20 protein-coding genes are annotated in these 25,344 nt (G+C 50.4%); 14 read left to right on the top strand and 6 right to left on the bottom strand.

From position 1 onward, the window contains the following. The first annotated feature begins 627 nt into the window (after nucleotides 1-627). Nucleotides 628-2,253: a BCCT family transporter gene (locus ACQUQM_RS19325; protein ID WP_432471506.1), complete on the top strand. Its 1,626-nt coding sequence runs from the start codon at nucleotides 628-630 to the stop codon at nucleotides 2,251-2,253. Nucleotides 2,254-2,348: 95 nt separating this feature from the next. Here the strand turns inward: ACQUQM_RS19325 and ACQUQM_RS19320 are convergent, their stop codons facing one another. Next, on the bottom strand, nucleotides 2,349-3,203 hold the full coding sequence (locus tag ACQUQM_RS19320; protein ID WP_432471505.1) for a LysR family transcriptional regulator: 855 nt from the start codon (nucleotides 3,201-3,203) through the stop codon (nucleotides 2,349-2,351). Between the two features lie 435 nt (nucleotides 3,204-3,638). Here ACQUQM_RS19320 and ACQUQM_RS19315 point away from each other — a divergent pair, with 435 nt between their 5' ends. Next, the gene (locus tag ACQUQM_RS19315) at nucleotides 3,639-4,538 is read left to right on the top strand and encodes a DMT family transporter (RefSeq protein WP_432471504.1); all 900 of its coding nucleotides are present in this window, start codon (nucleotides 3,639-3,641) and stop codon (nucleotides 4,536-4,538) included. Nucleotides 4,539-4,629: 91 nt separating this feature from the next. Here the strand turns inward: ACQUQM_RS19315 and ACQUQM_RS19310 are convergent, their stop codons facing one another. Then, nucleotides 4,630-4,815 (bottom strand): hypothetical protein, encoded by a 186-nt coding sequence (locus ACQUQM_RS19310; RefSeq protein ID WP_432471503.1) that lies wholly within the window; start codon nucleotides 4,813-4,815, stop codon nucleotides 4,630-4,632. A 358-nt stretch (nucleotides 4,816-5,173) separates the two neighbouring features. Between ACQUQM_RS19310 and ACQUQM_RS19305 the strand changes: the two genes are divergently transcribed. Both ACQUQM_RS19305 and ACQUQM_RS19300 read left to right on the top strand, forming a co-directional pair. Continuing rightward, nucleotides 5,174-6,838, top strand: a complete 1,665-nt coding sequence (locus tag ACQUQM_RS19305; RefSeq protein ID WP_432471502.1) for a formate--tetrahydrofolate ligase — start codon at nucleotides 5,174-5,176, stop codon at nucleotides 6,836-6,838. A 286-nt stretch (nucleotides 6,839-7,124) separates the two neighbouring features. Continuing rightward, nucleotides 7,125-8,738, top strand: coding sequence for an NAD(P)/FAD-dependent oxidoreductase (locus ACQUQM_RS19300; protein ID WP_432471501.1), 1,614 nt, complete (start codon nucleotides 7,125-7,127; stop codon nucleotides 8,736-8,738). Nucleotides 8,739-8,853: 115 nt separating this feature from the next. On the opposite strand, the gene ACQUQM_RS19295 is transcribed toward ACQUQM_RS19300, so the two are convergent. The 4 genes from ACQUQM_RS19295 to ACQUQM_RS19280 all read right to left on the bottom strand — a co-directional run bounded on the left by ACQUQM_RS19295 (nucleotide 8,854) and on the right by ACQUQM_RS19280 (nucleotide 13,393). Then, nucleotides 8,854-10,140, bottom strand: coding sequence for a TRAP transporter large permease (locus ACQUQM_RS19295; RefSeq protein ID WP_432474850.1), 1,287 nt, complete (start codon nucleotides 10,138-10,140; stop codon nucleotides 8,854-8,856). A gap of 18 nt (nucleotides 10,141-10,158) precedes the next feature. Then, entirely contained in the window at nucleotides 10,159-10,722 is a 564-nt protein-coding gene (locus ACQUQM_RS19290; protein WP_432471500.1) for a TRAP transporter small permease, read from the bottom strand. A 57-nt stretch (nucleotides 10,723-10,779) separates the two neighbouring features. After that, nucleotides 10,780-11,799: a TRAP transporter substrate-binding protein DctP gene (gene dctP / locus ACQUQM_RS19285; protein ID WP_432471499.1), complete on the bottom strand. Its 1,020-nt coding sequence runs from the start codon at nucleotides 11,797-11,799 to the stop codon at nucleotides 10,780-10,782. A 217-nt stretch (nucleotides 11,800-12,016) separates the two neighbouring features. Beyond that, nucleotides 12,017-13,393, bottom strand: a complete 1,377-nt coding sequence (locus tag ACQUQM_RS19280) for a PLP-dependent aminotransferase family protein (RefSeq protein ID WP_432471498.1) — start codon at nucleotides 13,391-13,393, stop codon at nucleotides 12,017-12,019. Between the two features lie 308 nt (nucleotides 13,394-13,701). On the opposite strand from ACQUQM_RS19280, the gene doeA reads away from it, so the two are divergent. From doeA to ACQUQM_RS19230, 10 genes are all read left to right on the top strand, one after another. Further along, the gene (doeA, locus tag ACQUQM_RS19275; RefSeq protein WP_432471497.1) at nucleotides 13,702-14,889 is read left to right on the top strand and encodes an ectoine hydrolase DoeA; all 1,188 of its coding nucleotides are present in this window, start codon (nucleotides 13,702-13,704) and stop codon (nucleotides 14,887-14,889) included. A gap of 3 nt (nucleotides 14,890-14,892) precedes the next feature. After that, nucleotides 14,893-15,924: a N(2)-acetyl-L-2,4-diaminobutanoate deacetylase DoeB gene (gene doeB / locus ACQUQM_RS19270; protein ID WP_432471496.1), complete on the top strand. Its 1,032-nt coding sequence runs from the start codon at nucleotides 14,893-14,895 to the stop codon at nucleotides 15,922-15,924. A gap of 88 nt (nucleotides 15,925-16,012) precedes the next feature. Next, complete coding sequence (locus ACQUQM_RS19265; protein WP_432471495.1) at nucleotides 16,013-16,501, top strand: Lrp/AsnC family transcriptional regulator; 489 nt, start codon at nucleotides 16,013-16,015, stop codon at nucleotides 16,499-16,501. Between the two features lie 217 nt (nucleotides 16,502-16,718). Further along, nucleotides 16,719-18,236: an NAD-dependent succinate-semialdehyde dehydrogenase gene (locus ACQUQM_RS19260; RefSeq protein ID WP_432471494.1), complete on the top strand. Its 1,518-nt coding sequence runs from the start codon at nucleotides 16,719-16,721 to the stop codon at nucleotides 18,234-18,236. A gap of 101 nt (nucleotides 18,237-18,337) precedes the next feature. Then, nucleotides 18,338-19,744, top strand: coding sequence for an aspartate aminotransferase family protein (locus tag ACQUQM_RS19255; protein WP_432474849.1), 1,407 nt, complete (start codon nucleotides 18,338-18,340; stop codon nucleotides 19,742-19,744). A gap of 103 nt (nucleotides 19,745-19,847) precedes the next feature. Then, nucleotides 19,848-20,840 carry a hydroxyectoine utilization dehydratase EutB gene (gene eutB, locus ACQUQM_RS19250; RefSeq protein ID WP_432471493.1) on the top strand — a complete coding sequence of 331 codons (993 nt, stop codon included), beginning with the start codon at nucleotides 19,848-19,850 and terminating at the stop codon, nucleotides 20,838-20,840. Nucleotides 20,841-20,856: 16 nt separating this feature from the next. Further along, nucleotides 20,857-21,801 (top strand): cyclodeaminase, encoded by a 945-nt coding sequence (locus ACQUQM_RS19245; RefSeq protein ID WP_432471492.1) that lies wholly within the window; start codon nucleotides 20,857-20,859, stop codon nucleotides 21,799-21,801. A gap of 112 nt (nucleotides 21,802-21,913) precedes the next feature. After that, the gene (locus ACQUQM_RS19240; RefSeq protein WP_432471491.1) at nucleotides 21,914-22,684 is read left to right on the top strand and encodes a maleate cis-trans isomerase family protein; all 771 of its coding nucleotides are present in this window, start codon (nucleotides 21,914-21,916) and stop codon (nucleotides 22,682-22,684) included. A gap of 106 nt (nucleotides 22,685-22,790) precedes the next feature. Beyond that, nucleotides 22,791-24,188: an aspartate ammonia-lyase gene (locus ACQUQM_RS19235; protein WP_432471490.1), complete on the top strand. Its 1,398-nt coding sequence runs from the start codon at nucleotides 22,791-22,793 to the stop codon at nucleotides 24,186-24,188. A gap of 343 nt (nucleotides 24,189-24,531) precedes the next feature. After that, complete coding sequence (locus ACQUQM_RS19230; RefSeq protein ID WP_432471489.1) at nucleotides 24,532-25,314, top strand: 3-hydroxybutyrate dehydrogenase; 783 nt, start codon at nucleotides 24,532-24,534, stop codon at nucleotides 25,312-25,314. Nucleotides 25,315-25,344: the final 30 nt, after the last annotated feature.

Here is a 25,344-nt window from a genome sequence, read left to right as displayed (position 1 = left end):
AATGTATCTCTGATTGAATCGCTTGTGATTCATAGTCGTAGCTGACTGTCAACGAAATCTATCAAGGAAGAATTAATAAACCCAATTCAAATTCCACGCTCATCATTAGCTGAGCTCATGACATTTTTTTAATAACACTCCAAGACCGGCATAAGAACAAGAAACAACTTGTTTTATTTCAACAACTTAAACAAATGATGCGAGTTATTTTCTGTAATCTTCGGTCCCCCTCTGTAAACCAGAATTAGCAATAACAGACTTTTATTGTCGCTATTCATCGCGGCATTAATTTTTCTAATGTCAGTTGTGAAATTTGAATTGGGATGCAGGCTGATGGCTTTGCTAACTTAATCGCTCTGATATGTCGTAGCTGGCTGAAAATCAGAATAGAGCGGTTTGAGCGCTTGTTAGCGCATCAGATAAATAAGTCTCTTTTTCTCAATAAATTAATTAAAATAATAAATTACGATTTCGAGAAGAACGGTCACTTGCTGCCAGGCTGGCGTCAGTGATTTTAAAACCAGCAGTTTAGAGTTCAGGCTTTAAATCCAGGTTTTTCAATCATCTGAATTTGCACTTGCAATGCATGTCTCTTAGCCGACCGCCTCCTTGTTATCGGGAGAAAATATGCAATATAAAAATAAATCAAATATTGCCGAGTCCGGAATATTCTCCGGTATCAATCCTTCTATGGGGATACTCGCAAAAGCGATGGTGGCGGCCTTCCTGCTGTTTACCATACTCAATGTCGATTTTGCCGGTGGCGTATATGCCGACGTCAAAAACTGGATTCAAACGACCCTCAACTGGTATTACGTCAGCCTTATCTCGGTGTTCTTCTTTCTCTGCCTGTGGCTGACTTTCAGCCGCCTGGGAAATTTGCGCCTGGGCGCCGATGACGAAAGGCCTCAGTTCAGTTTCTTCTCATGGTTTGCCATGCTGTTTGGTGCCGGAATGGGTATCGCAATGCTGTTCTGGAGTATTGCCGAGCCTATCTATCACTTTCAGGGCAATCCTTTTATTACAATGGCAGGAATTGAGGCACAAAGCGCAGAAGCCGCGCAGGTGGCAATGCGAATCTCTTTCTTCCATTGGGGCTTCCACGGTTGGGCGATCTACGCGGTAGCTGGTCTGGCGATGGCTTACTTCGCCTATCGTAAAGGCCTGCCGCTGACAATTCGCTCATCTCTCTATCCGATTCTGGGCGATAAAATTTACGGTCCGATCGGCCACGCTGTCGATCTGCTCGGAGTATTTGCCACTATTTTCGGTGTTGCTACTTCACTAGGCCTCGGCGTCTCTCAAATGAATGCCGGACTTAATTACCTGTTCGATATGGAGATATCTGTCGTTAATCAGGTGCTGCTGATCGCTGTAATTTCCGTCGTCGCAACCTTTTCTGCGGTATCCGGTGTCCAAAAAGGCATCCGTATTCTCAGTGAGTTCAACGTCAAGCTGACCGTTATCCTGCTGGCCTTTTTCCTCTTCGCCGGACCGACTATCTTCCTGTTAGGCTTCTATGTCACCAGTGTCGGTGATTATTTAGCCAATATGGTTCAGATGGGCTTCTGGGCTGATCCTAAGCCTGATAGCCAATGGCAGGGCTGGTGGACAGTTTTTTACTGGGGCTGGTATATCTCATGGGCACCTTTTGTTGGCTTGTTCATTGCCCGCATCTCCCGTGGCCGTACCGTACGTGAGTTCTTGCTAGGAGTTATTTTAGTACCTTGCCTGGTTAGCTTCCTGTGGCTGGCACTGTTCGGCGGCACTGCCCTGCATATGGAACTGTATGGTAATGGCGGTATCGTAGAGGCGGTCAACAACAACCTCACCACAGCGCTTTATGTCACCATCGAAGCACTCAATGTCGAGTGGGCCAGCTATGCCATGGCCGCATTGGCAACACTGATGATCCTGACCTGGTTTGTAACGTCTGCAGATTCAGGAACCCTGGTTATCTGTACCTTACTATCAATGGGTAACGATAACCCACCCGTGAGATTCCGGGTTATCTGGGGCCTGACTGTCGGCGCTGTTGCTGCTGTTCTATTGTTGGCAGGCGGCCTCAAAGCATTGCAGGCAGCCTCAATCGCTGCGGCATTACCTTTCTCGGTTGTGATGGTACTGATGATAGTAGGCTTGCTTAGTTCGATGATTTCAAAGTCAGACTATGTACCTGCACCAGAGGCTCAACCAGTAGATAACAGCGACGAAGGAGAACTCATCAGCTCTGAGATCCAACAGACCACCTGATCCTGTTCTATAGCTACAAAAAAGGGCTCGTATGAGCCCTTTTTTCGTCTGAAGAATCTTTATAACCAGCCGCTACTTGGCCACCGCCTTCCCATTTACAACTCGTTAATCAGCCAGTCCACAAATGTACGTACTCTGGAAATATTCATCCGGTCTTCCGGTACGATCAGATAGTACGAATAGCTTTCCAGGTGCAGATCAAACGGACACACCAACCTTCCGGCGGCAATATCATCAGCCACCAGCTCCGGGCAGACCAGGGCGCATCCCAGCTTCTCAATCGCAGCCTGCTGGCGCACATTGGTGTCACTGTAATATTCGTTCTTCATTGGTTCGAGATCAGGCACCCCAGCCAGCGCCAACCACTCCTGCCAGCCGGTGGCATCGGTTTCGTGCAACAGCACGAACTGTTCCAGAAGAGCGGGATCAATGCTGTCAAATCGCTCCAGCATTGAAGGATGACATGCCGGGGTCAAATTACCAGCCACCAGTAAGCGGGCGTTTTCTGGCACTTCAGACTGATGTAACCACTCAATGGAAGCCTGAATATCTGAATCAGAAAAATCGGCGGAATCATTGCTGTGGTGAAACCGAAAATCGAAACCAAAATTGGCATTTTGCAGGTGCGGCGATAGCCACTTCATCGCAAAGTGCGGACGTACTGAAATTCCTACCGGGGCCATCGAGGTCGAGGCTTTTAAACTGCTGACTCCGCGGCGCAGTAAGGTCATCGCCTCAGCGAGGTCCTTATACAGGATCTCCCCCTCCTCGGTTAACACTATTGAGGAGCCGGAGCGATCCAGAAGCTTGACGCTGAAGTACTCTTCCAGATTTTTAATCTGATGACTAATCGCGGACTGGGTAACGCTCAACTCATCGGCAGCTTTAGTAAAACTGCTATTACGCGTGACAGCTTCAAACACCAGGAGGGACTTAAATGGTAACAACATCCTTTACACCCATGCATACGAAATTATGCGTCGATGCCCCGCTCATGCTGCTGGCGGAGACAGTTTTATAATTATAGTTTTGTATTAGCCTAAATTAAGCCCTACGAATCATATGGAATGATTGTTCAGATCACAAAGCAATAGAGCGAAAAAGTCGTTTATGCCACGCTGTTAAGCCGGTTCTGACACTTAAGCCTTACAACATAGCGGTCACCGTGAGAACTAACGGGGCTTTCTCACTACAGATTACTCTTCACTACAGCTCAGGTGTTATCGGTTATTCGACCAGAAATGACATCTGCACGACAGAATCGGGCGCTGTTTGTCAGCTATCTATCCTCTGGTGAGTCTGACTAATACAGCATGAGATCTTTGATTTTCATGGCCTGCCGATGCCCGGTATCTTGATCTCTTTTCTCTTGGGTGAATGTAGCGATGCATACAAAAAATATAAAAGCTGATCTGCTATTACTAATGGTAGCTGCGATCTGGGGTTTCTCCCTCGTGGCGCAGAGCATGGGGCTGGACTTTCTGGGGCCTTTTGGCTTTAACGCCGGACGTTTTCTACTGGGTGCTTTGACCCTGCTGCCGGTGGTGGTATTTTTCCATCGTCCGCAACAGGTTAACTGGCGTCCGATGCTGATAGGAAGTTTAACCGCTGGATTCTGCTTGTTTATGGGCGCGTCAATGCAACAGGCCGGCCTGCAATATACTACCGCAGGTAACGCCGGCTTTATCACCAGTATGTACATCGTGTTGGTGCCCGTTTTCGGTCTGGCACTGGCACAGAAAACGGGCCTGAATACCTGGATAGGGGCTGCTTTCGCAGTGCTTGGTCTGTACCTGCTCAGCGTCAGCGATAGCTTTGAAATCAACTCGGGGGACGTACTGATCCTGCTAGGGGCTTGTTTCTGGGCCGGTCATGTACTAATTATCGCAAAACTGGCGCGTGAACTGGATAACCTGCTGCTATCTCTCCTGCAATTCCTATTCTGCGGTGTGCTCTGCACAGTGATCGCCCTGTTCTGGGAAACCGAGCGATTTGTCGGTAGCAACATAATCGCAGCCTGGCTGCCGCTGCTGTTTGCCGGTGCGTTAACCGTCGGTATCGGCCATACCCTACAGGTAATCGGGCAAAAATCTGCACCAGCCTCCCACGCCGCAATTATCATGAGTCTCGAGGCGGTATTTGCTGCCTTAGGCGGCTGGCTATGGCTGAATGAACATCTCTCAAACCGGGAACTGACGGGCTGTATGCTGATGCTGGCCGGCGTGCTGCTGTCACAGATACCTTTTAAGGCCAAACCAAAAGTGCCGGCAGAACTCGGCGCTTAACTCAGTAAAAATCAAACAGGGCCCCATATTTAAACAATATGGGGCCTTCTTTTCTGACCTGCCGGTTTCAGCTGTTACTTCAATTCCCTGGCTAATCCACCACGACACGCAGATTCCAGCGCTGCATGACATCTGCTTCAAACTGACCACTGATGGATATTCCGCAAGCACATTTGATCGAGTAATAGGTGCCGTAGCCATTCTGAAATGCTGCACTACAGGAAACCTTTTCACCACAACATGGGCAAGGCAGAAGTTGCTGTTCGATTTCACTCATAAAGATACCATCCGGTTAAACATTAACGCTGTAGGTATAAACGCTGTTGCGGATACTCCGACAGGACCAGCAAAGTGAGAGGAGTGATGCCAATAAAGACGAATTCTTACATCTAAACGCCGGCACATTCTTTAACTGTTGATCTATCTGCTATGGAAAGCGAACGAGTTGTTCTGATAGCGACATCAGCAAACAGATGCGTCTTAAGCTGCTATGTAATTTCTGCTAAAGGGTGATACCTTGCATGAATGCAGTTGCGTAGTTGAGTTGTACTGTTCTTTGCTGCTTATCAATTATCCAATGTTAAATAAGGTATAGATTAGCCGCAGATACGTGAATGATCATTAAGGAGCCTGTCATGGCAACAGATGTCGAGATCGCCCAGCAATTCACCCCTAAGCCAATTTCTGAAATCAGTGAAAAGCTGGGCATTGATAGTGACTACCTGCACCCTTATGGTCGCGATATCGCCAAGATCGACCTGCAGGCGCTAACCCAAAACGGCAGAAAGCCGGGCAAGCTGATTCTTGTTTCGGCAACCACTCCAACACCCTCCGGTGAAGGTAAAACGACCACAACTATCGGCCTTGCCCAGGCATTTACCCAACTCAACGAATCGGTCTGTATGGCGTTGCGAGAACCCTCTCTTGGCCCATGCTTAGGCATGAAAGGCGGCGCAACCGGCGGTGGCTATAGCCAGATAATGCCCGCCGATCGTATCAACCTGCACTTTACCGGTGACTTTCACGCCATAACCAGCGCCAACAACTTATTGTCGGCGGCCCTCGATAATCATATCTACCAGGGCAATGCGTTAAATATTGATCCGCGGCAGATCGTCTGGCGCCGGGTGATGGATATGAACGACCGCAGCCTGCGAAAAATAGTACTCGGCCTCGGTGGTAAGATGCAGGGTATCCCCCGGGAAGGCGGTTTTGATATCACAGCAGCTTCTGAGGTAATGGCGATGCTCTGCCTGGCCGAAGATGCAGCAGACCTGAAACAACGCCTCGATCGTACCCTTATCGGATATACCTATGCTGGCGAGCCAATTCATGCCGAGCAGTTGAATATTACCGGCGCTATGATGGCGCTGCTGCGGGATGCAATGCAGCCCAACCTGGTACAAAGCTTTGAAGGCACCCCGGCCTTTGTCCACGGCGGCCCTTTCGCCAATATCGCCCACGGCTGTAACAGCGTTATCGCAACGCGGATGGCGATGCAGTACGCCGACTGGGCGATCACCGAAGCGGGTTTTGGTTTCGACCTTGGGGCCGAAAAATTCTTCGATATCAAATGCCGGGTAGCCAACTTAGACCCCGACGCCGTGGTTCTGGTTACCACCGTACGGGCGCTGAAGATGCATGGTGGTAATCATAAGAGCGATCTGGAAACAGAAGATCTTGAAGCGGTAAAACAGGGCCTCGGTAATCTTGATAAACATATCGAGAGTGTCGAGATATTCAACAAACACCCGGTGGTGGCGCTGAATCGTTTTGCTACCGACACCGATGCCGAGGTAGCGATAATTCGCGCCCGCTGCGCCGAGCATGGTGTCGCTTTTGCGGAAACAACCCATCATGCCGATGGTGGTAAAGGCGCGATTGAATTAGCCAAAGCGGTGATCAAATCAGTTGAGAAAAACAGACCCTTTAAGCCTTTGTACAACCTTGACCTGACGGTTATCGAAAAGGTACGGGCGGTATGCAAAGCCATGTATGGCGCAGATGACGTAGCGTTTTCCAAAGATGCCGAAAAAGACCTGAAACATGTCGAGCAGCTGGGGCTCACCCATCTGCCGGTCTGTATCGCCAAAGCTCCAAGCTCTCTGTCCGATGACCCGGAACTCCACGGCAGACCAAGAGACTTTGAGGTTACCGTACGGGCGATTCAGATTAACGCGGGGGCCGGTTTTCTGGTCATACTCACCGGTAAGATCATGCGCATGCCCGGGCTGCCAAAGAAACCTGCAGCGAACAGCATTCAATTGCTAAAAAGTGGCGTTATTGAGGGACTTGAATAAACCATACAACATTCCAACAACTCACCAGTTGCAAAGCTCTTATCTTAAAATAGGTAAGAGCTTTATACCGTCAGGATAAACACCCCCAAAATCTGTGGATAACTCTGTTCGCAAGATGAGTATGACGCTCCAGGAAGGCCCTGCGGAGTAACTTCAGGGTTTCAGAACAGTTTCTGATCACCCCTGAAATACATTGACTGAGAAATACAGTAAAATGCCCGCTTTACTATAACTAAGTAACCTCAGAGCCTTTACGATTCGGCTCCCTCATTCCGGGTTTTATCAGATGATACGTGTTTCCAATATTAAACTGCCGCTTGATCACGATGAGCAGGCGCTGACCGATGCCATTTTAACTACTCTCGAAATCACTGCTGAGCAGCTAACCGGTTTTGAAATACGCCGTCGCGGCTACGACGCCCGTAAGAAAAACACTATCTTTCTGATCTATACCCTGGATATAGACACCACAAAGAATGAGCAGCTGCTGGAAAAGTTTTCCGGCAACCAATCTATTCGCCAAACGCCCGATATGGAGTATAAATTTGTCGCCCGGGCGCCGACCGATCTGAAGGAACGGCCACTGGTAATCGGCTTTGGACCCTGCGGTCTGTTGGCGGGACTGGTATTAGCGCAGATGGGCTATAAGCCCCTGATTATTGAGCGGGGCAAAGCGGTACGCGAACGTACCAAAGATACTTTTGGTTTCTGGCGTCAGAAAAAGCTCAATACCGAATCCAACGTTCAGTTTGGTGAAGGCGGCGCGGGCACCTTCTCCGATGGTAAGCTCTCGACCCAGATAAAAGACCCTAAACAGTACGGTCGAAAAGTACTGTCCGAGTTTGTCGAAGCCGGCGCACCGGAAGAAATCATGTACGTCAGCAAGCCGCATATCGGTACTTTCAGGCTGGTTTCGATGGTAGAAAAGATGCGCGCCAAGATTATTGAGATGGGCGGTGAGATCCGTTTCAGCGCCCGCGTCGATGATCTGCATATCGAAGACGGTCAGGTTACCGGTATTACCCTGGCCGATGGTGAAACCATCAAGTCGAAACATGTTGCCCTGGCGATCGGCCACAGTGCCCGCGATACTTTCCAGATGCTGTTCGACAAGAATGTCTATATGGAGGCTAAACCGTTCTCTGTTGGCTTCCGGATAGAACACGAACAGTCGCTGATCGATAAAGCCCGTTTCGGCAAAAACGCCGGGCACCCGATCTTAGGTGCTGCCGATTATAAGCTGGTGCATCACTGTAAAAGTGGTCGGTCGGTTTATAGCTTCTGTATGTGCCCGGGCGGCACAGTTGTGGCTGCGACCTCTGAAGAGGGCCGTGTGGTCACCAACGGCATGAGTCAGTACTCTCGCCAGGAGCGTAATGCCAACAGCGCTATCGTGGTTGGTATCGATCCTTCAGATTACCCTGGCAATCCTTTAGCCGGCGTCGACTTTCAGCGCCAGCTGGAGAGTAACGCTTATCTGATGGGCGGCGAAAACTACGATGCCCCGGCGCAGAAAGTCGGTGATTTTCTTAAGGGCACCAGCTCAGACGAACTCGGCACGGTAAAACCATCATTCAAGCCGGGTATAAAGTTAACCGATCTTTCTCAGGCTCTGCCGGACTTCTGTATCGAAGCCATTCGCGAGGCAATTCCCGCGTTTAATAAACAGATTAAAGGCTTTGCCAAGGACGATGCGCTGCTGACCGGTGTCGAAACCCGTACATCATCGCCGGTCTCTATCAAGCGGGGCCATGATATGCAAAGCATTAACACCCGGGGTTTATTCCCGGCCGGTGAAGGTGCCGGTTACGCCGGCGGTATTATGTCGGCGGCTATCGATGGCATTAAGATCGCCGAAGCGATCGCGCTGAGCATCAATGACCAGCGGTCAGAATCTTAGTATCCCTCAGTATTTCAGCTTACGGGTTCATTTAACCTCAGTATGCCTTCCCGATAAACTCAGATGACCGGTAAAGCCTTCCCATTCAGGGTTTCCTAAGTGGGAAGGTTTCAGCTTAATCCGCAAAAGCCAGATCCCGCAGGAACAGTGCTATTTGCGGGAACTGAATCAGCAGTACCGCAACCAGCACCAATATCAGAACAAAGGGAAGCAATCCTCTTACGACCTCAATATAAGGCCGCTTAAAGATCGCCACCGCGGTAAATATGTTACAGCCAAATGGCGGGGTCACAGCACCTATCGCAACCTGAAGCGTAATTATCACGCCTACTAATACCTTATCCAGCCCGACACGGTCGATCTCCGGTAAGAATATCGGTACCAGAATCAAAATTACCACTATGGAATCAACGAACATACAACCAACAAAAAAGGCCACAGAAATAGCCATTAACAGTTGCAGTTCATTCGCTTCATTCAATCCCAGGTTCGACATTATTGCCTGGGGTATCTGGGCAAAAGAGATCACCCATGAGAATGCAGCACCCGCGGCCACCAAAATAAAGACGATCGCGGTAATCAGACCAGTAGACTTCGCGATACCTATGACGGCCCTGATGTCCAGCGACTTAAATACGATCACTTCTAAAATAAGCGCGTATAAGACACAGGTCGATGCGGCTTCTGTTGGGCTGAAGATGCCTCCATAGATACCAACTACAATGATAACCGGAAAGCCCAGAGGCCAGAGCGCCTCTTTGGTCACGGCTAAACGCTCACTAAAAGATGCTTTCTCAAGGGTTGGAACTTCATGCCTGACGGCAAAGAAAATCGAATACATTGAGAATAAAATCAGCATCAGGATCCCTGGCCCGATCCCCGCAATAAACAGTTCAGAAATAGAGGTCTGCGAGATACCACCGTATATGATCATTCCAATGCTGGGCGGAATCAGCAGCGCTATACCACTGGAATTGATGATCAGCGACAGAATAAATGAGTCGTTATAGCCATTTTGCAGCAGCTTGGGACGCAATGGAGAACCGACCGCGACTACCGTCGCCTGGGTGGAACCCGAAACAGCTCCAAACATTGTACAGGCCGTAGCCGTACTCACCGCCAGCCCCCCTTTATAGTGGCCGATATACGCCATAACCATGTCGATCAGTCTGGTGGCAGAGCGTCCCTTGGTCATGATATCGGCAGCCAGAATAAACATCGGGATGGCGATCAGTGAAGCCGGCTTAATACCCGCCAGCATCTGCTGGATCATAAACTGCGAGTTATCAAAACCCATAAATTGGAAGTAAAAACCGATCAGCGTGGCAGCTAGCAATGGGATCATCATTGGGAAGCCAAGCAGTAACAACACGATCATGGTAATAAGCATGATAGAGGTCATATCCACAGCACTATTCCTCTAAAGTTCATTAATATCATCATAGCCATCGCCGGTAACCTGGCTGGCCAGATGCATATCTTCGCTATACAAATTCTTTACCCCGGTAGCAAAATATTCGAGACCGGTTAAAAACAGACTCAACGGTACCCAGATATAGGTCAGATACACTGGAATCTGCATAGCTGGCAGGATCTTACCTTTAGGCGCAATCCAGCTGATGTATTCCACCGAAAAGTAGCATATTGCGAAGACGCAGATCGATGTCACAAATGCGATAATAATTATTAGCGTTTTCTGATATGCCGAGGATAAAGAGTCAAAAATTGCGGTCATGCGGATATGGCTGCCCAGCCTTGCCGCATAGCTTGTGCCTGCAAAAGTAATGAAAATAATAAGAATGCTATTCAGCTCATCCGTAAAAAACAGGCTTTGATTAAATACGACACGACCAACCACATTCGAAACATTATTCAGTGCCATTATCAGCACACTGATGATAAGGATCGCACCTTCAATTTTATTCGCTAGAAAAATAAAGTTTTCGTAACCTGATCGCATCAGACTGCAAGTTGATGTCATCATTAGAAGCTCCTTTAGTCGCTGGTAATACAGGAAAAATCCTGTATTACCAGCCCAGCCTTAGTTATTGCGGGCTAACTCCAGGTCTGCTTCTAATTGATCAAGAATGGCCTGACCGGAAGGCCCGGTCATCTCTATAAACTTAGCTCTGACTTCCTTGGCTGCCGCACGGAAAGGCACACGCTCAGCTTCGGTAAGCGTGACAAACTCAATGCTCGGCTTGGCTGCCTTAATCTTGGCCTTAGCTTCTTCAGCCAGACCTTCCTGATACTTCAGAATGTAATCCAGAGCAACTTCAGATGCCTGCTGAACCAGCTGCTGATCAGTCTCAGACAAACCTTGATAAAAATCTCTGTTTGCCATTACCGCAGTAGTGAAAATATTGTGGCCCGCTTCGGTGATAACTTCAGTCACCTCGTACAACTTGCCACTTTCAATATAAAACCAGGGATTTTCCTGGCCTTGAATCAGTTTGGTCTGCAGGGCACCAAACACTTCACCCCAGGGCAGAGGTGTCGGTACGGCACCAAAGGCTTTATAGGTTTCTACTAAGAGCGGTGAAGTCATCACCCGGATCTTCATCCCATCCAGGTCGGCAGGGCTGCGGAAGCTTTCCTGGGTAGTGATAGCAACACTCCCCTCAGGGAACATTTTCAGCAGCTCCAGATCCTGCTGAGCGTAGAGTTCCTTGAAGTTTTCATTGATCACTTTCGAGTTTTTGAAGAAATAGTTAACTTCACTTTCGGTCTCCGGCAGCACGTAAGGCATCAGGAAGACTTGCGCTTCAGGTATCAGGCTACCGGTAAAGCCAGGTGACTGGTCAACAAACTGAAGGATACCGGCCTGCGCCTGTTCCATGATGTCAGTCGATTCGCCTAGGGTGCCGAACGGATAGATTTGAACGCGATGATCTGAGTTGGCTTCGATATATTCTTTAAACTGCGTCGCATATACTCCCTGCACCTCACTCAGGCTCTCTTCAATCGCATATTTCCAGTTAGCGGCTCCCGCTTGCACCGAAGTCAGGGTCAAGGCAGCCAGCGAAAGGGCCTTCGTTGTATTCAATATGTTTTTAATCATTTCAGTAATCTCACTTATTATTATTTCCAGATTTACCAAGCGTCATCATTTTCTTACTGGCTGTAACATTTCGGGTCCCCATTAAGGAACCTGCGAACAAGGCCCGGCCTGTCAGTCAGATATGGAAAAAATCTCCATACCCATACTTTATATAAACAGTTCAGAGTTTTTTTTTGTGTCACCGCCCTTCCACTTATGAATTATTCTGTTTTTCTTCTCATAACAGAAAATGTGTAGGCGGCGGTGCCGAGCTAAGCATCTCTGCCAGAAGCTTCAGGCCATACTTGATGCGATAACGGCTACTTTCCATACCCAGACTGATCCTGACCCGATGCAGCCGCTGCCCCTGATCAACAATAAAGGGCTGGTAACCGGTAATTAACAGATTCGCTTTTTGCGCCGTTGCGACCAGCTCATCCGCCCCCCAACCTTCTGGCAGATGCAACCACAGATGCATCCCATTAGGATGGCAATCATATTCAAACCCGGCTAACAGCTCGCTCGCCAGTCGCTGCCTGGCGGCGAATTCCTGCTGTTCAAATTCAATCAGTCTTTGCAATGTGCCATCTTTAATCCAGATAGCAGCGATCTCAAACAGCATTGGTGTAGCCATCCAGCTGGAAGCAGCCAACCGACTGATGGTGTGTTGCAACAAATGCCTGGGCACAACCATGAACCCGACACGCAAGCCCGGGGCCACCGTTTTAGTGAGCGCGGTAATATAAAACGCCTGATCCGGGAGAAAGCTGGATAACGGAGGTACCCGATCCGGCTCAAGCGCCCCATACACATCATCTTCAATCACCAGCACGTTATACCTGCGAGCGACATCAGCGATCGCCTTACGCCGCTCCAATCCCATATGAGAGCTGGTTGGGTTACTCATACTTGGAGTACAGCACAGCGCCTTTATTTTGTTTTGCTTGCAGGCCGCCTCAAAAGCTTCCGGAATAATGCCCTCTCTGTCGGTATCCAAACCACAGAGTTTGAAGTTGAGTATTCTGGAACGGGCAATAAGTCCATGATCGCTAAGTTCTTCGCAAGCAACCAGATCACCAGGCTGTACCACGGTGCCTAACGCCAGCATTAAACCGTGGGATGCGCCGTTACACAGTACGATGCGATCTGTTTCTACCGGAATTTTCTGTGTTGCCAGCCACTCTGCAGCCGCTTCAGTATGATGTTTTTGCCCTTGTACCGGCCTTGCTGCCCGGATTAAAGCATCGGTATCACTGTGTGCAATTTTTATCAGTGCATCGTTGAACAACTGTTTATGCTGAATGGTACAAACCGGATGAGCGATAGACAGATCAATGGCCCTCCCCTCCGTATCCTTATCTTCAATAAGCATAAATTCTGCTTCTTTTTCGATCGGATAGTTACTGACGAAAGTACCGCTACCCACCCAGGCATCGACAATGCCTTTCTTCTCTGCATGAGCGTAAGCATTGCTCACCGTCTGCACACTGACATCAAGCTGATCTGCCAGCTCGCGGTGGGTTGGGAGCCGGGTACCAGCCTGCAGATCACCGCTGGAGATAGCTTCTTCGAGAGCCTCTGAAATCGCCAGGTATTTGGGAATTCCGCTCTTCATTAGGGGCTTTATATTAATTGTCATAGTTCAAAAAAAATATTGACCTGATTGATTGTCATGATGTGTACTGCACGAACTAAAGCAGATATTAGGACAATATGTTCATTTAAGCCAGCGCTTCTTTGCTTATTGTCCTGATACAAAATCGAACGAACAGGAACGCCAGCAACCTGACGCTCAACAGTGGTGATCAGCGATCCTTAAGACTCGATACCAGTGGCCTGGCTTCTGACAGCAGCAAGGCCTGCCGTAATTCACATAAGCAATTCACATAAGCAATCCACATAACCGTCAAGAGACAAATAATAATGAATGACGTGGCATTGAATTTCTCCCGCGAGGAGTACGCGACCCGGCTCGAAAAGGTTCGGCAAGCGATGACCCGGCACGATATTGACACTCTGATCGTGCATGACCCTTCCAATATGGCCTGGCTGACTGGATATAACGGCTGGTCTTTCTATACCCCCCAGGTGGTTATTGTCGGCCCCAGTGGCGACCCGGTCTGGTACGGCCGCAGGATGGACGACAACGGGGCCAGGCGTACGGTCTACATGGCTGAGTCAGATATTCTCAGCTACCCGGATCACTACGTCATGAATCCACCGCGACACGCCATGGAGCACCTAGCCAGTCAGGTGCTGAGCGAGCGAGGCTGGAACAGGGGTCAGATCGGCGTAGAAATGGACAACTATTACTTCAGCCCCACCGCCTATCTGGCACTCAAAGACAATCTTCCCGACGCCAATCTGAAAGATACCACCGGACTGGTGAACTGGTGTCGCGCGATTAAATCTGACCAGGAGATCGAATATATGCGGGTCGCGGCCCGCATCGTCGAAAACATGCACCGGGCGGCGCTGGAGATGATTGAACCCGGCCTGCCTAAAAATCGCCTGGTAGCTGAAATCTACAAGGTAGCCATGGAGGGCCATGATGGTCACTTCGGTGACTACCCGGCCATTGTCCCTATGCTACCGTCCGGTAAAGACGCCTCGGCACCTCATCTGACCTGGGATGACACCCCTTTCAAAAACAACGAAGGCACCTTCTTTGAGATAGCGGGCTGCCATAAGCGCTATCACTGCCCGCTGTCACGGACTATCTATCTGGGTGAGCCCACCGCCGATTTCCGTCGTGGTGCAGACGCCCTTTACGCCGGTCTGGAAGCTGGTCTGGCGGCAGCCAAGCCCGGTAACCGCTGTGCCGACATTGCAAATGCGCTTAACGGAGAGCTGGCCAAATTTGGTTTCGACCGCGGAGGTGCCCGCTGCGGATACCCCATCGGCCTGAGCTTCCCACCCGACTGGGGCGAGCGCACCATGAGTCTGCGCGGAACCGACGAGACCCTGCTTGAGCCAGGCATGACCTTCCACTTCATGCCGGGCCTGTGGCTGGACGACTGGGGCATTGAGACTACCGAGAGCATCGTTATTACCGAAACCGGTGTCGAAGTGCTCTGCGACTATCCACGACAACTGTTTGTCAAAGGCTGATATATGAAAGGAATAACAAACATGCAGGACTCGACTATTTCGCCATCGGTCGATTTCGACCTGAATGGCACGCAGCACGGCTTTCTCAAGCTACCATACTCCCATGATGATTCGGCCTGGGGCTGTATCATGATTCCGGTCACTGTCATCAAGAATGGTGACGGCCCGACAGCACTGCTGACCGGCGGTAATCATGGTGACGAATACGAAGGCATCACTGGCCTGCTGAAGCTGGCCAACAGCCTGGAACCGGAGCAAATCAATGGCCGGGTCATCATCGTGCCGGCGATGAATTACCCGGCGGTGCTGAACGGCACCCGCACTTCGCCGATCGATCAGGGCAATATGAACCGTTCTTTCCCGGGCAATCCTGCCGGCAGTATCACCGAGCGAATTGCTGATTATTTCCAGCGCTACCTGATACCTATGTGCGACTTTGCACTGGACATCCACTCCGGTGGCAAGACGCTGGATATCATCCCCTTTGCAGCGGCCCATCGCCTGGATAACGCCAATCAGGAAGCCAGCTGTATTGAAGGCGCAAAACTGTTCGGCGCCCCTAATACGATGATTCTGTTCGAGCTGGACGCCGCCTCCCTGTACGACACCGCAGTTGAGTCTCAGGGCAAAATACTGGTCACCACAGAGCTCTGCGGTGGCGGCACAAGTACCCCCGAAACGGTTGCTCTGGCAGAGCGGGGTATCCATAATTTTCTGATCTTTGCCGGCATTACCGAGGGCGAGTATGACCTGCCACAGCAGCCGACCAGACTGCTCGACATGCCCGACGCCACCTGCTACCTGCAAAGTGAACACAAGGGGCTGCTGGAAATGTGTGTTTCTCTGGGCGATGACATACACGAAGGTCAGCTGGTCGCGCGGGTATATTCACTCGAACGGACCGGCCAGCCACCCCAGCAATATTTCGCCAGGCGTGATGGGGTACTGGCGGCGCGGCGTCATCCGGCGCTGATCGATATCGGCGATACCTTTGCGGTACTGGCTACCGATGTTGCTTCTGCAGCGTCTGAATAAGAGCGTGAATCGGGGCTGCTGCCGGACGAATCCGACAGCAGTGCCTGGATCGCCGTTGTGAATTCATTCAACACATCAGGAAAATAACATGCGTTTAGATCGATATGACATACAGATTCTTCAGATCCTCCATCAGCAGGGCCGGATCACTAAATCAGGTCTTGCTGAAGCGATTAACCTATCCATCAGCCCATGCTGGGAAAGGGTTAAACGGTTGGAAGAGTCCGGTGTGATAGAAGGCTACGGGGCACGAATTAACTCAGAACTGTTATTTAAGCGCTCCCCTGTACTGTTAGAAGTCAGTCTGAAACAGCACAGCGCTGAAGCGTTCCAACGCTTTGAAAGCGCCGTACAGACTTGCGAAGAAGTTGTCGAATGCTACGCCACCGGCGGTGGTGTTGATTACATCCTCAAAGTGATGTGTAAGGACATTGATCAGTATCAAAGGCTGATTGATAACTGGCTCGACTCCGACCTGGGCATCGAACGCTACTACACCTATATAGTCACCAAAACGATCAAGCAACAACGTCAACAACTGAATTTTGATCAGAGCCTGGCTGACGAAAAAACCTGAATGCAGCCGCTTTCATTGCAGCAATGGCGACCACGACGGTGAAAAAATAAGTCAACGTTGATGCCTGACTTTGATCAAGCAAAAACAACATATTTCCCCCTTATAAAAAGAAAAATACCAGCCCAACACCCCGGCAAACAAAAAACATCGCTAACGGTGACCCAGTACAGTTGTTACATAGCAAAGACAGCAACGAAAGTAATCGTCGGTGAAGTATATGAACTCAATAGCTAAGCAAGTTAGTGACAGCAAAGTAACCGAGGCAATCATGCCTCACCTGAAAGATCCCCGGTTAGTTCGCGAATTAGCCTATGTAAATGGTAAATGGATCCACGGCAGTAATGACGAAGCGGTGATTAACCCTGCCTCTAATGAAGTCATTGGCCACTGCACTTTGCTGGATACGCAACAGATCAACGATGCGATTGATGCTGCAGAAGATGCTTTTCCAGCATGGCGCGGACTGATGGCCGACGAACGAGCCGCCATATTGCTGCGCTGGTACGACCTGTTACTGGAAAACAAAGAAGATCTCGCTCGCCTGATGGTACTGGAGCAGGGTAAAACACTGGATGAGGCGCGCGGCGAAATCGATTACGGTGCTTCATTCGTGCGCTGGTTTGCCGAAGAGGCACGTCGCGCATACGGCGAAACGATTCCAAGCCATATACCAAATGCGCAACTTGCCACCATCCGCGAACCGATAGGTGTGGCCGCCCTCATCACGCCCTGGAACTTTCCCAATGCGATGATCACCCGCAAAGCTGCCGCGGCTCTGGCTATTGGTTGCACTGTTATCGTCAAGCCTGCCGGTGAAACACCATTTTCTGCACTGGCGTTAGCGGAACTGGCAGAACGAGCCGGCTTTCCCGCTGGCGTGTTCAACATAGTGACCGGTGATGCACCGATGGCTTCCCGGGTAATTTGTAAGTCCGATAAAGTCAGGGCGCTGTCTTTCACGGGCTCAACCAGGGTTGGCCGACTGCTGCTGGAGCAATCCGCCCCTACCGTAAAGAAATGTTCTATGGAGCTTGGCGGCAATGCGCCCTTTATAGTCTTGCCGGATATGGATGTCGCTGAAGCCGCACAGGCTGCCGTGGATGCTAAGTTCCAAACTTCCGGACAAGACTGCCTGGCAGCCAACCGGATCTTTGTACCTCGCGAAAAATATACAGCCTTTCTTGAAGCCTTCCAGAACAGTATGGCAAAGCTCAAAGTGGGCAACGGCTTCGATGAAGGCATAAACCTCGGCCCCCTTATTTTCGAGCGGGCGGTAGAAAAAGCCCGCGACATTGTCGATGACGCAGTCACCAAAGGTGCCCGGCTACTTGCCGGAGATCAGACCCAGGCGCCAGGCTCAAATTTCTTTATGCCAACTCTGCTGGCAGATGTGACGCCGGAAATGAAGGTATACCGCGAAGAAAATTTCTGTCCCGTTGCGGGTGTCCTGCCTTATGACAGCATCGATCAGGTCATTACCATGGCAAACGATACCGAATACGGCCTGGCCGCTTATATCTACGGGCACGATATCCGCAGCATCTGGAAACTGATGCGAGCTCTGGACTTCGGCATGGTTACAGTCAACTCAATAAAGATGACTGGCCACCCGGTGCCGTTCGGCGGCGTGAAACAGTCGGGGCTGGGCCGTGAAGGCAGTCTCCACGGCTTCGATGAATACAGCGAGATCAAATACTACTGCCTGGGTGCGTTACCCACCGTCAGTGGCAGTTAAATAAACCTGACTTTAAAAAAGCGACATATAAACAAATGATGCGCCAAAAGCGCCGCGCAAGCAGCTCTCTTTTGGCAAGCTCAATCCTGGAGAAAGATCAGATGACTATCGATACTAAAAAACTACTCGAAATCGATCGCAAGAACGTATTTCATTCTTCCACCCACCTGAAACAGTATGCTGCTGGCGAACTACCAGGCCGGATTATCACCGGTGGTAAAGGTATGCGCATTACTGACTCTGAAGGTATCGAACTGATTGATGCTTTTGCCGGTCTGTACTGCGTAAACATAGGTTACGGCCGTACCGAAATGGCAGAAGCGATTTACGAACAGGCTAAAACACTGGCCTACTATCACACCTATGTTGGCCACACCAACGAAGCACTGGTGGAACTGTCTGAGCGTATTATCAATATGGCCCCGGCAGGCATGAGTAAGGTGTACTACGGTATGTCCGGCAGTGACGCTAACGAAACTCAGCTGAAACTGGTGTGGTACTACAACAATGCCCGGGGCCTGCCAGAGAAGAAGAAAGTTATCTCCCGTGACCGTGGCTATCACGGCTCCAGCATCGCATCCGGTTCCATGACCGGCCTGCCGCTGTTTCACAGCCATTTCGACCTGCCTCTGGAGCGCATCAAGCATACTATTGCGCCGCATTACTATCGCCGTGAAGATGACAACATGAGCGAGCTGGAATTTTCCAAATTCTGCGCGGCTAAACTGGAAGAGATGATCCTCGCAGAAGGTCCTGATACTGTCGCGGCGATGATCGGCGAGCCGGTTCTGGGCACTGGCGGTATCGTACCACCACCAGAAGGGTACTGGGCAGAGATCCGTAAGGTGCTGGATAAATATGACGTACTGCTAATCGCCGATGAAGTGGTCACCGGTTTTGGTCGGCTGGGTTCCGACTTCGGGTCAGCCCACTATGATATGAAACCCGACCTTATCACTATCGCTAAAGGCCTGACTTCGGCTTATCAGCCGCTTTCCGGCGTTATCGTCGGCGAAAAGGTGTGGAGTGTTCTGGAAGATGGCACCGACCAATGGGGTGCTATCGGCCATGGCTACACTTACTCCGGCCACCCTATTGGCGCTGCTTCAGCTCTGTGTAACCTGGATATCATCGCCCGAGAGAACCTGGTTGGTAATGCCCGTGATACCGGCGCATACCTCCAGCAACGCATGCAGGAAACCTTTGCTGATCACCCGTTAATCGGTGAATCACGTGGTATTGGTTTACTCCACGCACTGGAATTTTCCAGCAATAAAGCCAAACGTGAGCACTTCGATCCTAACCTGAAAATCGGGCCTCAGATCGCTGCAGCCTGCCTCGAAGAGGGGCTGATCGCCCGCGCAATGCCCCATGGCGACATTCTCGGCTTTGCTCCGCCATTGATAGCAACCCCCGCCGATATCGATACTATCGTGGAGCGCGCTGAGCGGGCTGTTAACCGGGTCACCGACAAGATTATCACCAGCGGTGACTGGGTCGCCCGCTAAGCACTGTAAATAACCTGCATGACTCCACACTTAAACCTGTCTACAGGGTTAGGCTGGAGTCATGCAGCGTAAGTACAGGCTGCATAATACAAGGATTAAAGCGATGCCACAGAGTAATAGCATTGTCACTTTGCACGATATCTACCGGGCCCGACAGACCATTCATGGACATGTTGCCCGTACCCCGTTGGTGCGCTCCGAAGCGCTATCAAAACGTTTCGGTTGTGAAGCCTGGTTGAAGCTGGAAACGCTGCAACCAATCGGCGCATTTAAATTGCGTGGTGCAACCTTTGCCATGAACAACCTTACCGCTGAACAACGGGCAGCGGGTGTCGTAACCTGCTCCACCGGCAATCACGGTCGGGCTATCGCCTTCGCGGGTAAAAAGCTTGGCGTGCATACCATCATCTGTATGTCACGGCTGGTACCTGACAACAAGGTCAGTGCGATCCGTGAGTTGGGTGCAGAGGTCCGTATTATTGGTGAGTCTCAGGATGAAGCTGAAGTCGAAGTCCGCCGCCTGGTGAACGAAGAAGGCATGATCTACCTGCCCCCCTTCGATCATCCGGATATCATGGCCGGCCAGGGCACCATCGGTATCGAAATTTTTGAAGATCTGCCCGACGTGGAGATGATCTTTGCCGGACTATCCGGGGGCGGTTTGCTTGGTGGTATAGGCATCGTCGCAAAAACCATCAACCCCAGTGTTAAAGTCATTGGCGCCAGCATGGAGCGGGGAGCCGCTATGATTGCCAGCCTCGAAGCCGGCAAACCGGTGCAGGTTACTGAGTATGAATCCTTCGCTGACAGCCTCGGCGGGGGTATCGGCCTGGAAAATCACTACAGCATGCCCGCAGTACAGAGGGTGATGGACCAAGCCTATCTGGTGACAGAAGCCGCTATCGCCAAAGCTATGGTTCACTTTCTGGAAGAGGAGAAGATGCTGGTCGAAGGTGCTGCCGCCATCGGCGTTGCCACGATCGATCAGCATAATCTCGATGTCAGCGGCAAGAAGGTTGTATTTGTCATCAGCGGCAAGAACGTTGCTGTGGATACCTATGATCACGCCCGCAGCTTATGCCAAAGCCAGCTATAAAAATAAGAGAAGCACTATGAATATCTATAATAAGGATCAGGTCAGCGCCGTCACACGACTGGATCATGATGCTCTGGCGGCCGTTGAAGGCGGATTCGCCGCACTGGGGCGGGGTGAGGTCACCATGCCTCCGATATTAAGCATGGATATTGCTGAAAGTAATGGCGAAGTTGATGTTAAGACCGCGCATATTCATGGCAAAGCTCGCTTTGCCATCAAAATCAGCCCGGGATTTTTTGATAACCCGAAATTGGGACTGCCCAGCCTCAACGGCCTGATGGTGTTGTTTTCATCAACCACCGGGCTTGTGGACTCAGTACTTTTCGATGAAGGCTGCCTGACCGACATTCGCACCGCACTGGCTGGCGCTATTGCAGCGAAACACCTGGCTCGCCAGGAAGCCACATCGGTTGCTGTTATCGGCTCCGGCATGCAGGCAGAATTACAGGTGGCGGCATTGCAGTTGGTACGCGATATTCGCCAGGTACATATCTTTGCCCGCAACAACGAACATATGGAAGCCTACAAAGCCAGAATGGCAGAGAAGTACGATCTGCCGGTTCAGATTCATCATAGTGCCGGCAGCGCCTGCGCCGAGGCAGATATCGTGGTCACAACTACACCCGCTACTGCTCCGGTACTGCACTGGCAGGATCTGAAACCAGGTACTCATGTCACCGCTATGGGATCAGACAATAACCACAAACAGGAACTGGAGCCTGCGATACTTCGCAATGCCGACTTTATGATTGTCGACCGGCGCAGCCAGTCAGAAACCCTGGGGGAACTCAACCACTATTCTGGCACGTTCCCTAACCCAATCTATGAACTGGGTACCTTGATTGCAGAAGAGACGAAGCTACGCAGCAATGCCACGCAAATTACGGTTTGTGACCTGACCGGAACCGGCGTTCAGGATACGGCTATCGCCAACTATACCGCGTCGTTATTAAATCAATAGAGAACTCAGCAGCAATTGAGAAGATGCAAGCCGCTATATAGTTTGAAAATCCTATTTTACCTACTCTTGTTTTGCCGACTCCGGTCGGCTTTTACCAGTCGAGAACCGCACCATGTCCAGGCCAACCGATAAGTTTAAAACATTAGAAAAATCCTACCCCTGTGACCATCTGAGCCATCGGGCCAGGGTGCGCATAGGCCTGGTACAGTTGGCAACCGACTATACGCTGGAAAACGACTGGCACCAGCTGGTCGGTGACGAAGTGGAACTCTACAGTACGCGGATGCCTTACAGTAGCGAGATCAATCCGACAGTACTGCGTTCAATGGAAAATGATATTGGCACCGCCGCTGCATTGGTCGCCCCGGGCCAGGAGCTGGATGTAATGGCTTACGGCTGCACCGCTGCCAGCATGTTGATTGGCGATGCACAAATAGCAGCTCAACTGACACAGCAACGCCCCGGCCTCCCTGCCACAAATCCCTGGAATGCCTGTAAAGCAGCCCTTCATCACCTGCAGGCAAAGAGAATAGCGGTGCTTACACCCTACACCAGTGACGTTAACCTGCCCCTGTTTGAAGCACTTGAACAGGAAGGCTTCAATGTCGCGGCTTTCGGTGCTTTCCAACTAACCAAAGATACTGAGATTCCCTCGGTTCATCCCACCTCAATTGAGGCCGCAGTGAAGGATCTGCTCGCCAATACCCAGGTTGATGCAGTCTTTCTTTCCTGCACCAATCTACGGGCGATGCAGATCCTGGATAAGCTGGAACAGCAGTTCGGGCTACCAATGGTGTCCTCTAATCAGGCAATGTTCTGGCATGCCCTGCGCCTGGCTGACAGTCAGCTGACATTCACTGGCTTTGGCCGCCTTCTTGCTTAATTGATATTTTATTAGGAGGACTGACGTTCTTAAACCGTCCGATAGTCGTTACTTTCCAATCCTGATTTTGCCACTCACTATCCACCTATTGCAGGCGAAAAAAACAATGAAATTCCGTACCGAGCATGACCTTCTTGGCGATCAGGTTGTACCTGCTGACGCACTTTATGGCGGCCAAACTGCGCGAGCCCTGGTTAACTTTCCGATTACCAATATCGCCATTAATCACTTTCCACACCTGATCATCGCGCTGGCGATGGTTAAACAGGCTGCCGCCCGTACAAATGGTAAGCTAAAGCTGTTGAGCGGCGGCAAGGTCGCTCTGATTGACCGGGTTTGTAGCGAGATTCTGGCCGGCCAATGGCATGACCAGTTTGTAGTAGACACAATGCAGGGCGGTGCCGGCACTTCCACCAATATGAACATGAATGAAGTAATCGCCAACCGGGCATCTCAATTGTGTAACGAAACTCTGGGCAGCTATCAGACACTACACCCCAACAATGACGTTAACCTGTCTCAATCGACCAATGACGCCTATCCAACTGCCGTCAGGTTAAGTATTTTGCTGGATTATCACAGACTCACAAACGCGCTGGATCACTTATCCGCCAGCCTCAAGCTAAAGGCTGATGAATTTTCGGATGTCATCAAGCTGGGTCGTACTCAGTTACAAGACGCTGTACCAATGACTCTGGGTCAGACGTTCCATGCCTTCCACACCACCTTAAAAGAAGAATCTCAACGCATCGAGCGTGATGCAGCATTATTCAGGGAAGTTAACCTGGGAGCTACCGCTATTGGTACGGGGATCAACACGCACCCCGACTACGCAGCATTTGTCATCGATCAACTGGCCGAAATCAGTGGCGAACCCCTAAAGCTGGCTGATGACCTGATTGAAGCAACCTCCGACATGGGCGCTTTCGTAGCTTTCTCAGGCAGCCTGAAACGTACCGCGACCAAACTATCCAGAATCTGCAACGATTTGCGACTAATGAGCAGTGGTCCACGCGGTGGCTTTAATGAAATCAATTTACCACCGCGCCAGCCCGGATCCTCCATCATGCCAGGAAAAGTCAACCCGGTGATTCCTGAAGTGGTCAACCAGATCGCCTTCCAGATTATTGGCAAGGATGTGACCGTGACCATGGCTGCCGAAGCTGGCCAGTTAGAGCTCAATGTTATGGAGCCGGTGATCGCTTATAACATTCTGGATTCTCTCCAACTGCTCTCATCTGCGGTGAGCCTGTTGGATAGATTTTGCATACAAGGTATTTCTGCTAACAAGGAGCACTGCCGCTATTTAGTCGAACAAAGCATCGGAGGCGTTACAGCGCTGAATAGCAGACTCGGATATGAAACCACTAGCAAGCTGGCTAAAAAGGCCTTGCAGACAGGTAAAAGCATCCGCGATTTAGTCATTGAACAGCAACTGCTTAGCAGTAGCGATGTCGACCTGTTGCTCGATCCAAACAGAATGCTGCAGCCTAATCTAGAATAAGGAACCTGCGAACAGATCCTGTTCGTGCTCTGCAAGCCCTACGGGGCTTACAGGACTTATTCAAAGGTTCCCTAACACCCCACAATTATAAGATTGCCTCTCGTTCTTATATCGGCGCGTTCAAGTTTCGCCTGAAATGCTAGTCGTAAACAGGATCTGACCGGTGACTGTGACTAGCTATTTTCAATACCCTGCTACGCATCTGCGTCACCACCACAAATTTAAATTTGTGAATTCTGACAAAAGAACATAGACTACTTTTCATTCAATCAATTGGTACATTGGTAAGACCAATATATTAAATGAATATGATAAGAACAGTCTATTTAGAGGAGGTCAGTTTATGCTACAGGGCAAAAACGCAATCATAACAGGATCTACAAGCGGCATCGGTTTAGGAATTGCTACCGCGTTCGCTAAGTCAGGCGCAAACATTATGTTAAATGGATTTGGTAGCCCTGCTGAGATTGAAACAATCCGACAAGGGCTTGCCGAGCAGTATGGTGTAGAGGTTATTTACTCTGATGCCGATATGACCCAGCCTGCTCAGATCCGCTCGATGGTTGAATCTGCTACGCAAAATTTTGGCCAGGTCGATATTCTTGTCAATAATGCCGGCATTCAACATGTAGCAGCAGTGGATGATTTCCCGGCGGAAAAATGGGATGCCATTATCGCCATCAACCTGTCCAGCGCATTCCATACTATCCACAGCGCCCTACCCGGTATGAAACAGCAGGGCTGGGGGCGCATTATCAATATCGCATCGGCGCACGGACTGGTCGCTTCACCTTATAAATCAGCCTATGTAGCCGCCAAGCACGGCATAGTCGGACTGACCAAAAGCGTTGCTCTGGAAACCGCCGAACAAGGTATTACAGTGAACTCTATCTGTCCCGGGTATGTGATGACACCGCTGGTTGCAAATCAGATACCGGATACTGCTAAAGCACGCGGCATAACGGAAGCAGAGGTAAAGCGCGATGTTATTTTGGCCGCACAGCCTAATAAGCAATTTGTCACCACCGAGCAACTGGGTGACTTTGCCGTATTCCTCTGCAGTGATGCAGCGGCGGCTATTACGGGCTCAGCTTTACCTATGGATGGCGGCTGGACTGCACAGTAATCTCTCTGGCTTACCGGGAGTGCTGTTACG

Origin of the sequence: Amphritea sp. HPY, from assembly GCF_050870985.1 — a bacterium.
Classification (GTDB): domain Bacteria; phylum Pseudomonadota; class Gammaproteobacteria; order Pseudomonadales; family Balneatricaceae; genus Amphritea.
The sequence above is the reverse complement of the archived record's forward strand: the minus strand, read 5'-3'. Positions and strand labels throughout refer to the sequence as shown.

Excerpts from the sequence above, each read along its gene's own strand:
- ACQUQM_RS19295 (WP_432474850.1), bottom strand. The coding sequence starts at position 10,140 with ATGACCTCTATCATGCTTATTACCATGATCGTGTTGTTACTGCTTGGC.
- ACQUQM_RS19310 (WP_432471503.1), bottom strand. The coding sequence starts at position 4,815 with ATGAGTGAAATCGAACAGCAACTTCTGCCTTGCCCATGTTGTGGTGAA.
- ACQUQM_RS19245 (WP_432471492.1), top strand. The coding sequence starts at position 20,857 with ATGAATATCTATAATAAGGATCAGGTCAGCGCCGTCACACGACTGGAT.
- ACQUQM_RS19265 (WP_432471495.1), top strand. The coding sequence starts at position 16,013 with ATGCGTTTAGATCGATATGACATACAGATTCTTCAGATCCTCCATCAG.
- doeA (WP_432471497.1), top strand. The coding sequence starts at position 13,702 with ATGAATGACGTGGCATTGAATTTCTCCCGCGAGGAGTACGCGACCCGG.
- eutB (WP_432471493.1), top strand. The coding sequence starts at position 19,848 with ATGCCACAGAGTAATAGCATTGTCACTTTGCACGATATCTACCGGGCC.
- ACQUQM_RS19230 (WP_432471489.1), top strand. The coding sequence starts at position 24,532 with ATGCTACAGGGCAAAAACGCAATCATAACAGGATCTACAAGCGGCATC.
- ACQUQM_RS19290 (WP_432471500.1), bottom strand. The coding sequence starts at position 10,722 with ATGATGACATCAACTTGCAGTCTGATGCGATCAGGTTACGAAAACTTT.
- ACQUQM_RS19240 (WP_432471491.1), top strand. The coding sequence starts at position 21,914 with ATGTCCAGGCCAACCGATAAGTTTAAAACATTAGAAAAATCCTACCCC.
- ACQUQM_RS19320 (WP_432471505.1), bottom strand. The coding sequence starts at position 3,203 with ATGTTGTTACCATTTAAGTCCCTCCTGGTGTTTGAAGCTGTCACGCGT.
- ACQUQM_RS19255 (WP_432474849.1), top strand. The coding sequence starts at position 18,338 with ATGACTATCGATACTAAAAAACTACTCGAAATCGATCGCAAGAACGTA.
- doeB (WP_432471496.1), top strand. The coding sequence starts at position 14,893 with ATGAAAGGAATAACAAACATGCAGGACTCGACTATTTCGCCATCGGTC.
- ACQUQM_RS19305 (WP_432471502.1), top strand. The coding sequence starts at position 5,174 with ATGGCAACAGATGTCGAGATCGCCCAGCAATTCACCCCTAAGCCAATT.
- ACQUQM_RS19315 (WP_432471504.1), top strand. The coding sequence starts at position 3,639 with ATGCATACAAAAAATATAAAAGCTGATCTGCTATTACTAATGGTAGCT.
- ACQUQM_RS19280 (WP_432471498.1), bottom strand. The coding sequence starts at position 13,393 with ATGAAGAGCGGAATTCCCAAATACCTGGCGATTTCAGAGGCTCTCGAA.
- ACQUQM_RS19235 (WP_432471490.1), top strand. The coding sequence starts at position 22,791 with ATGAAATTCCGTACCGAGCATGACCTTCTTGGCGATCAGGTTGTACCT.
- ACQUQM_RS19325 (WP_432471506.1), top strand. The coding sequence starts at position 628 with ATGCAATATAAAAATAAATCAAATATTGCCGAGTCCGGAATATTCTCC.
- ACQUQM_RS19300 (WP_432471501.1), top strand. The coding sequence starts at position 7,125 with ATGATACGTGTTTCCAATATTAAACTGCCGCTTGATCACGATGAGCAG.
- dctP (WP_432471499.1), bottom strand. The coding sequence starts at position 11,799 with ATGATTAAAAACATATTGAATACAACGAAGGCCCTTTCGCTGGCTGCC.
- ACQUQM_RS19260 (WP_432471494.1), top strand. The coding sequence starts at position 16,719 with ATGAACTCAATAGCTAAGCAAGTTAGTGACAGCAAAGTAACCGAGGCA.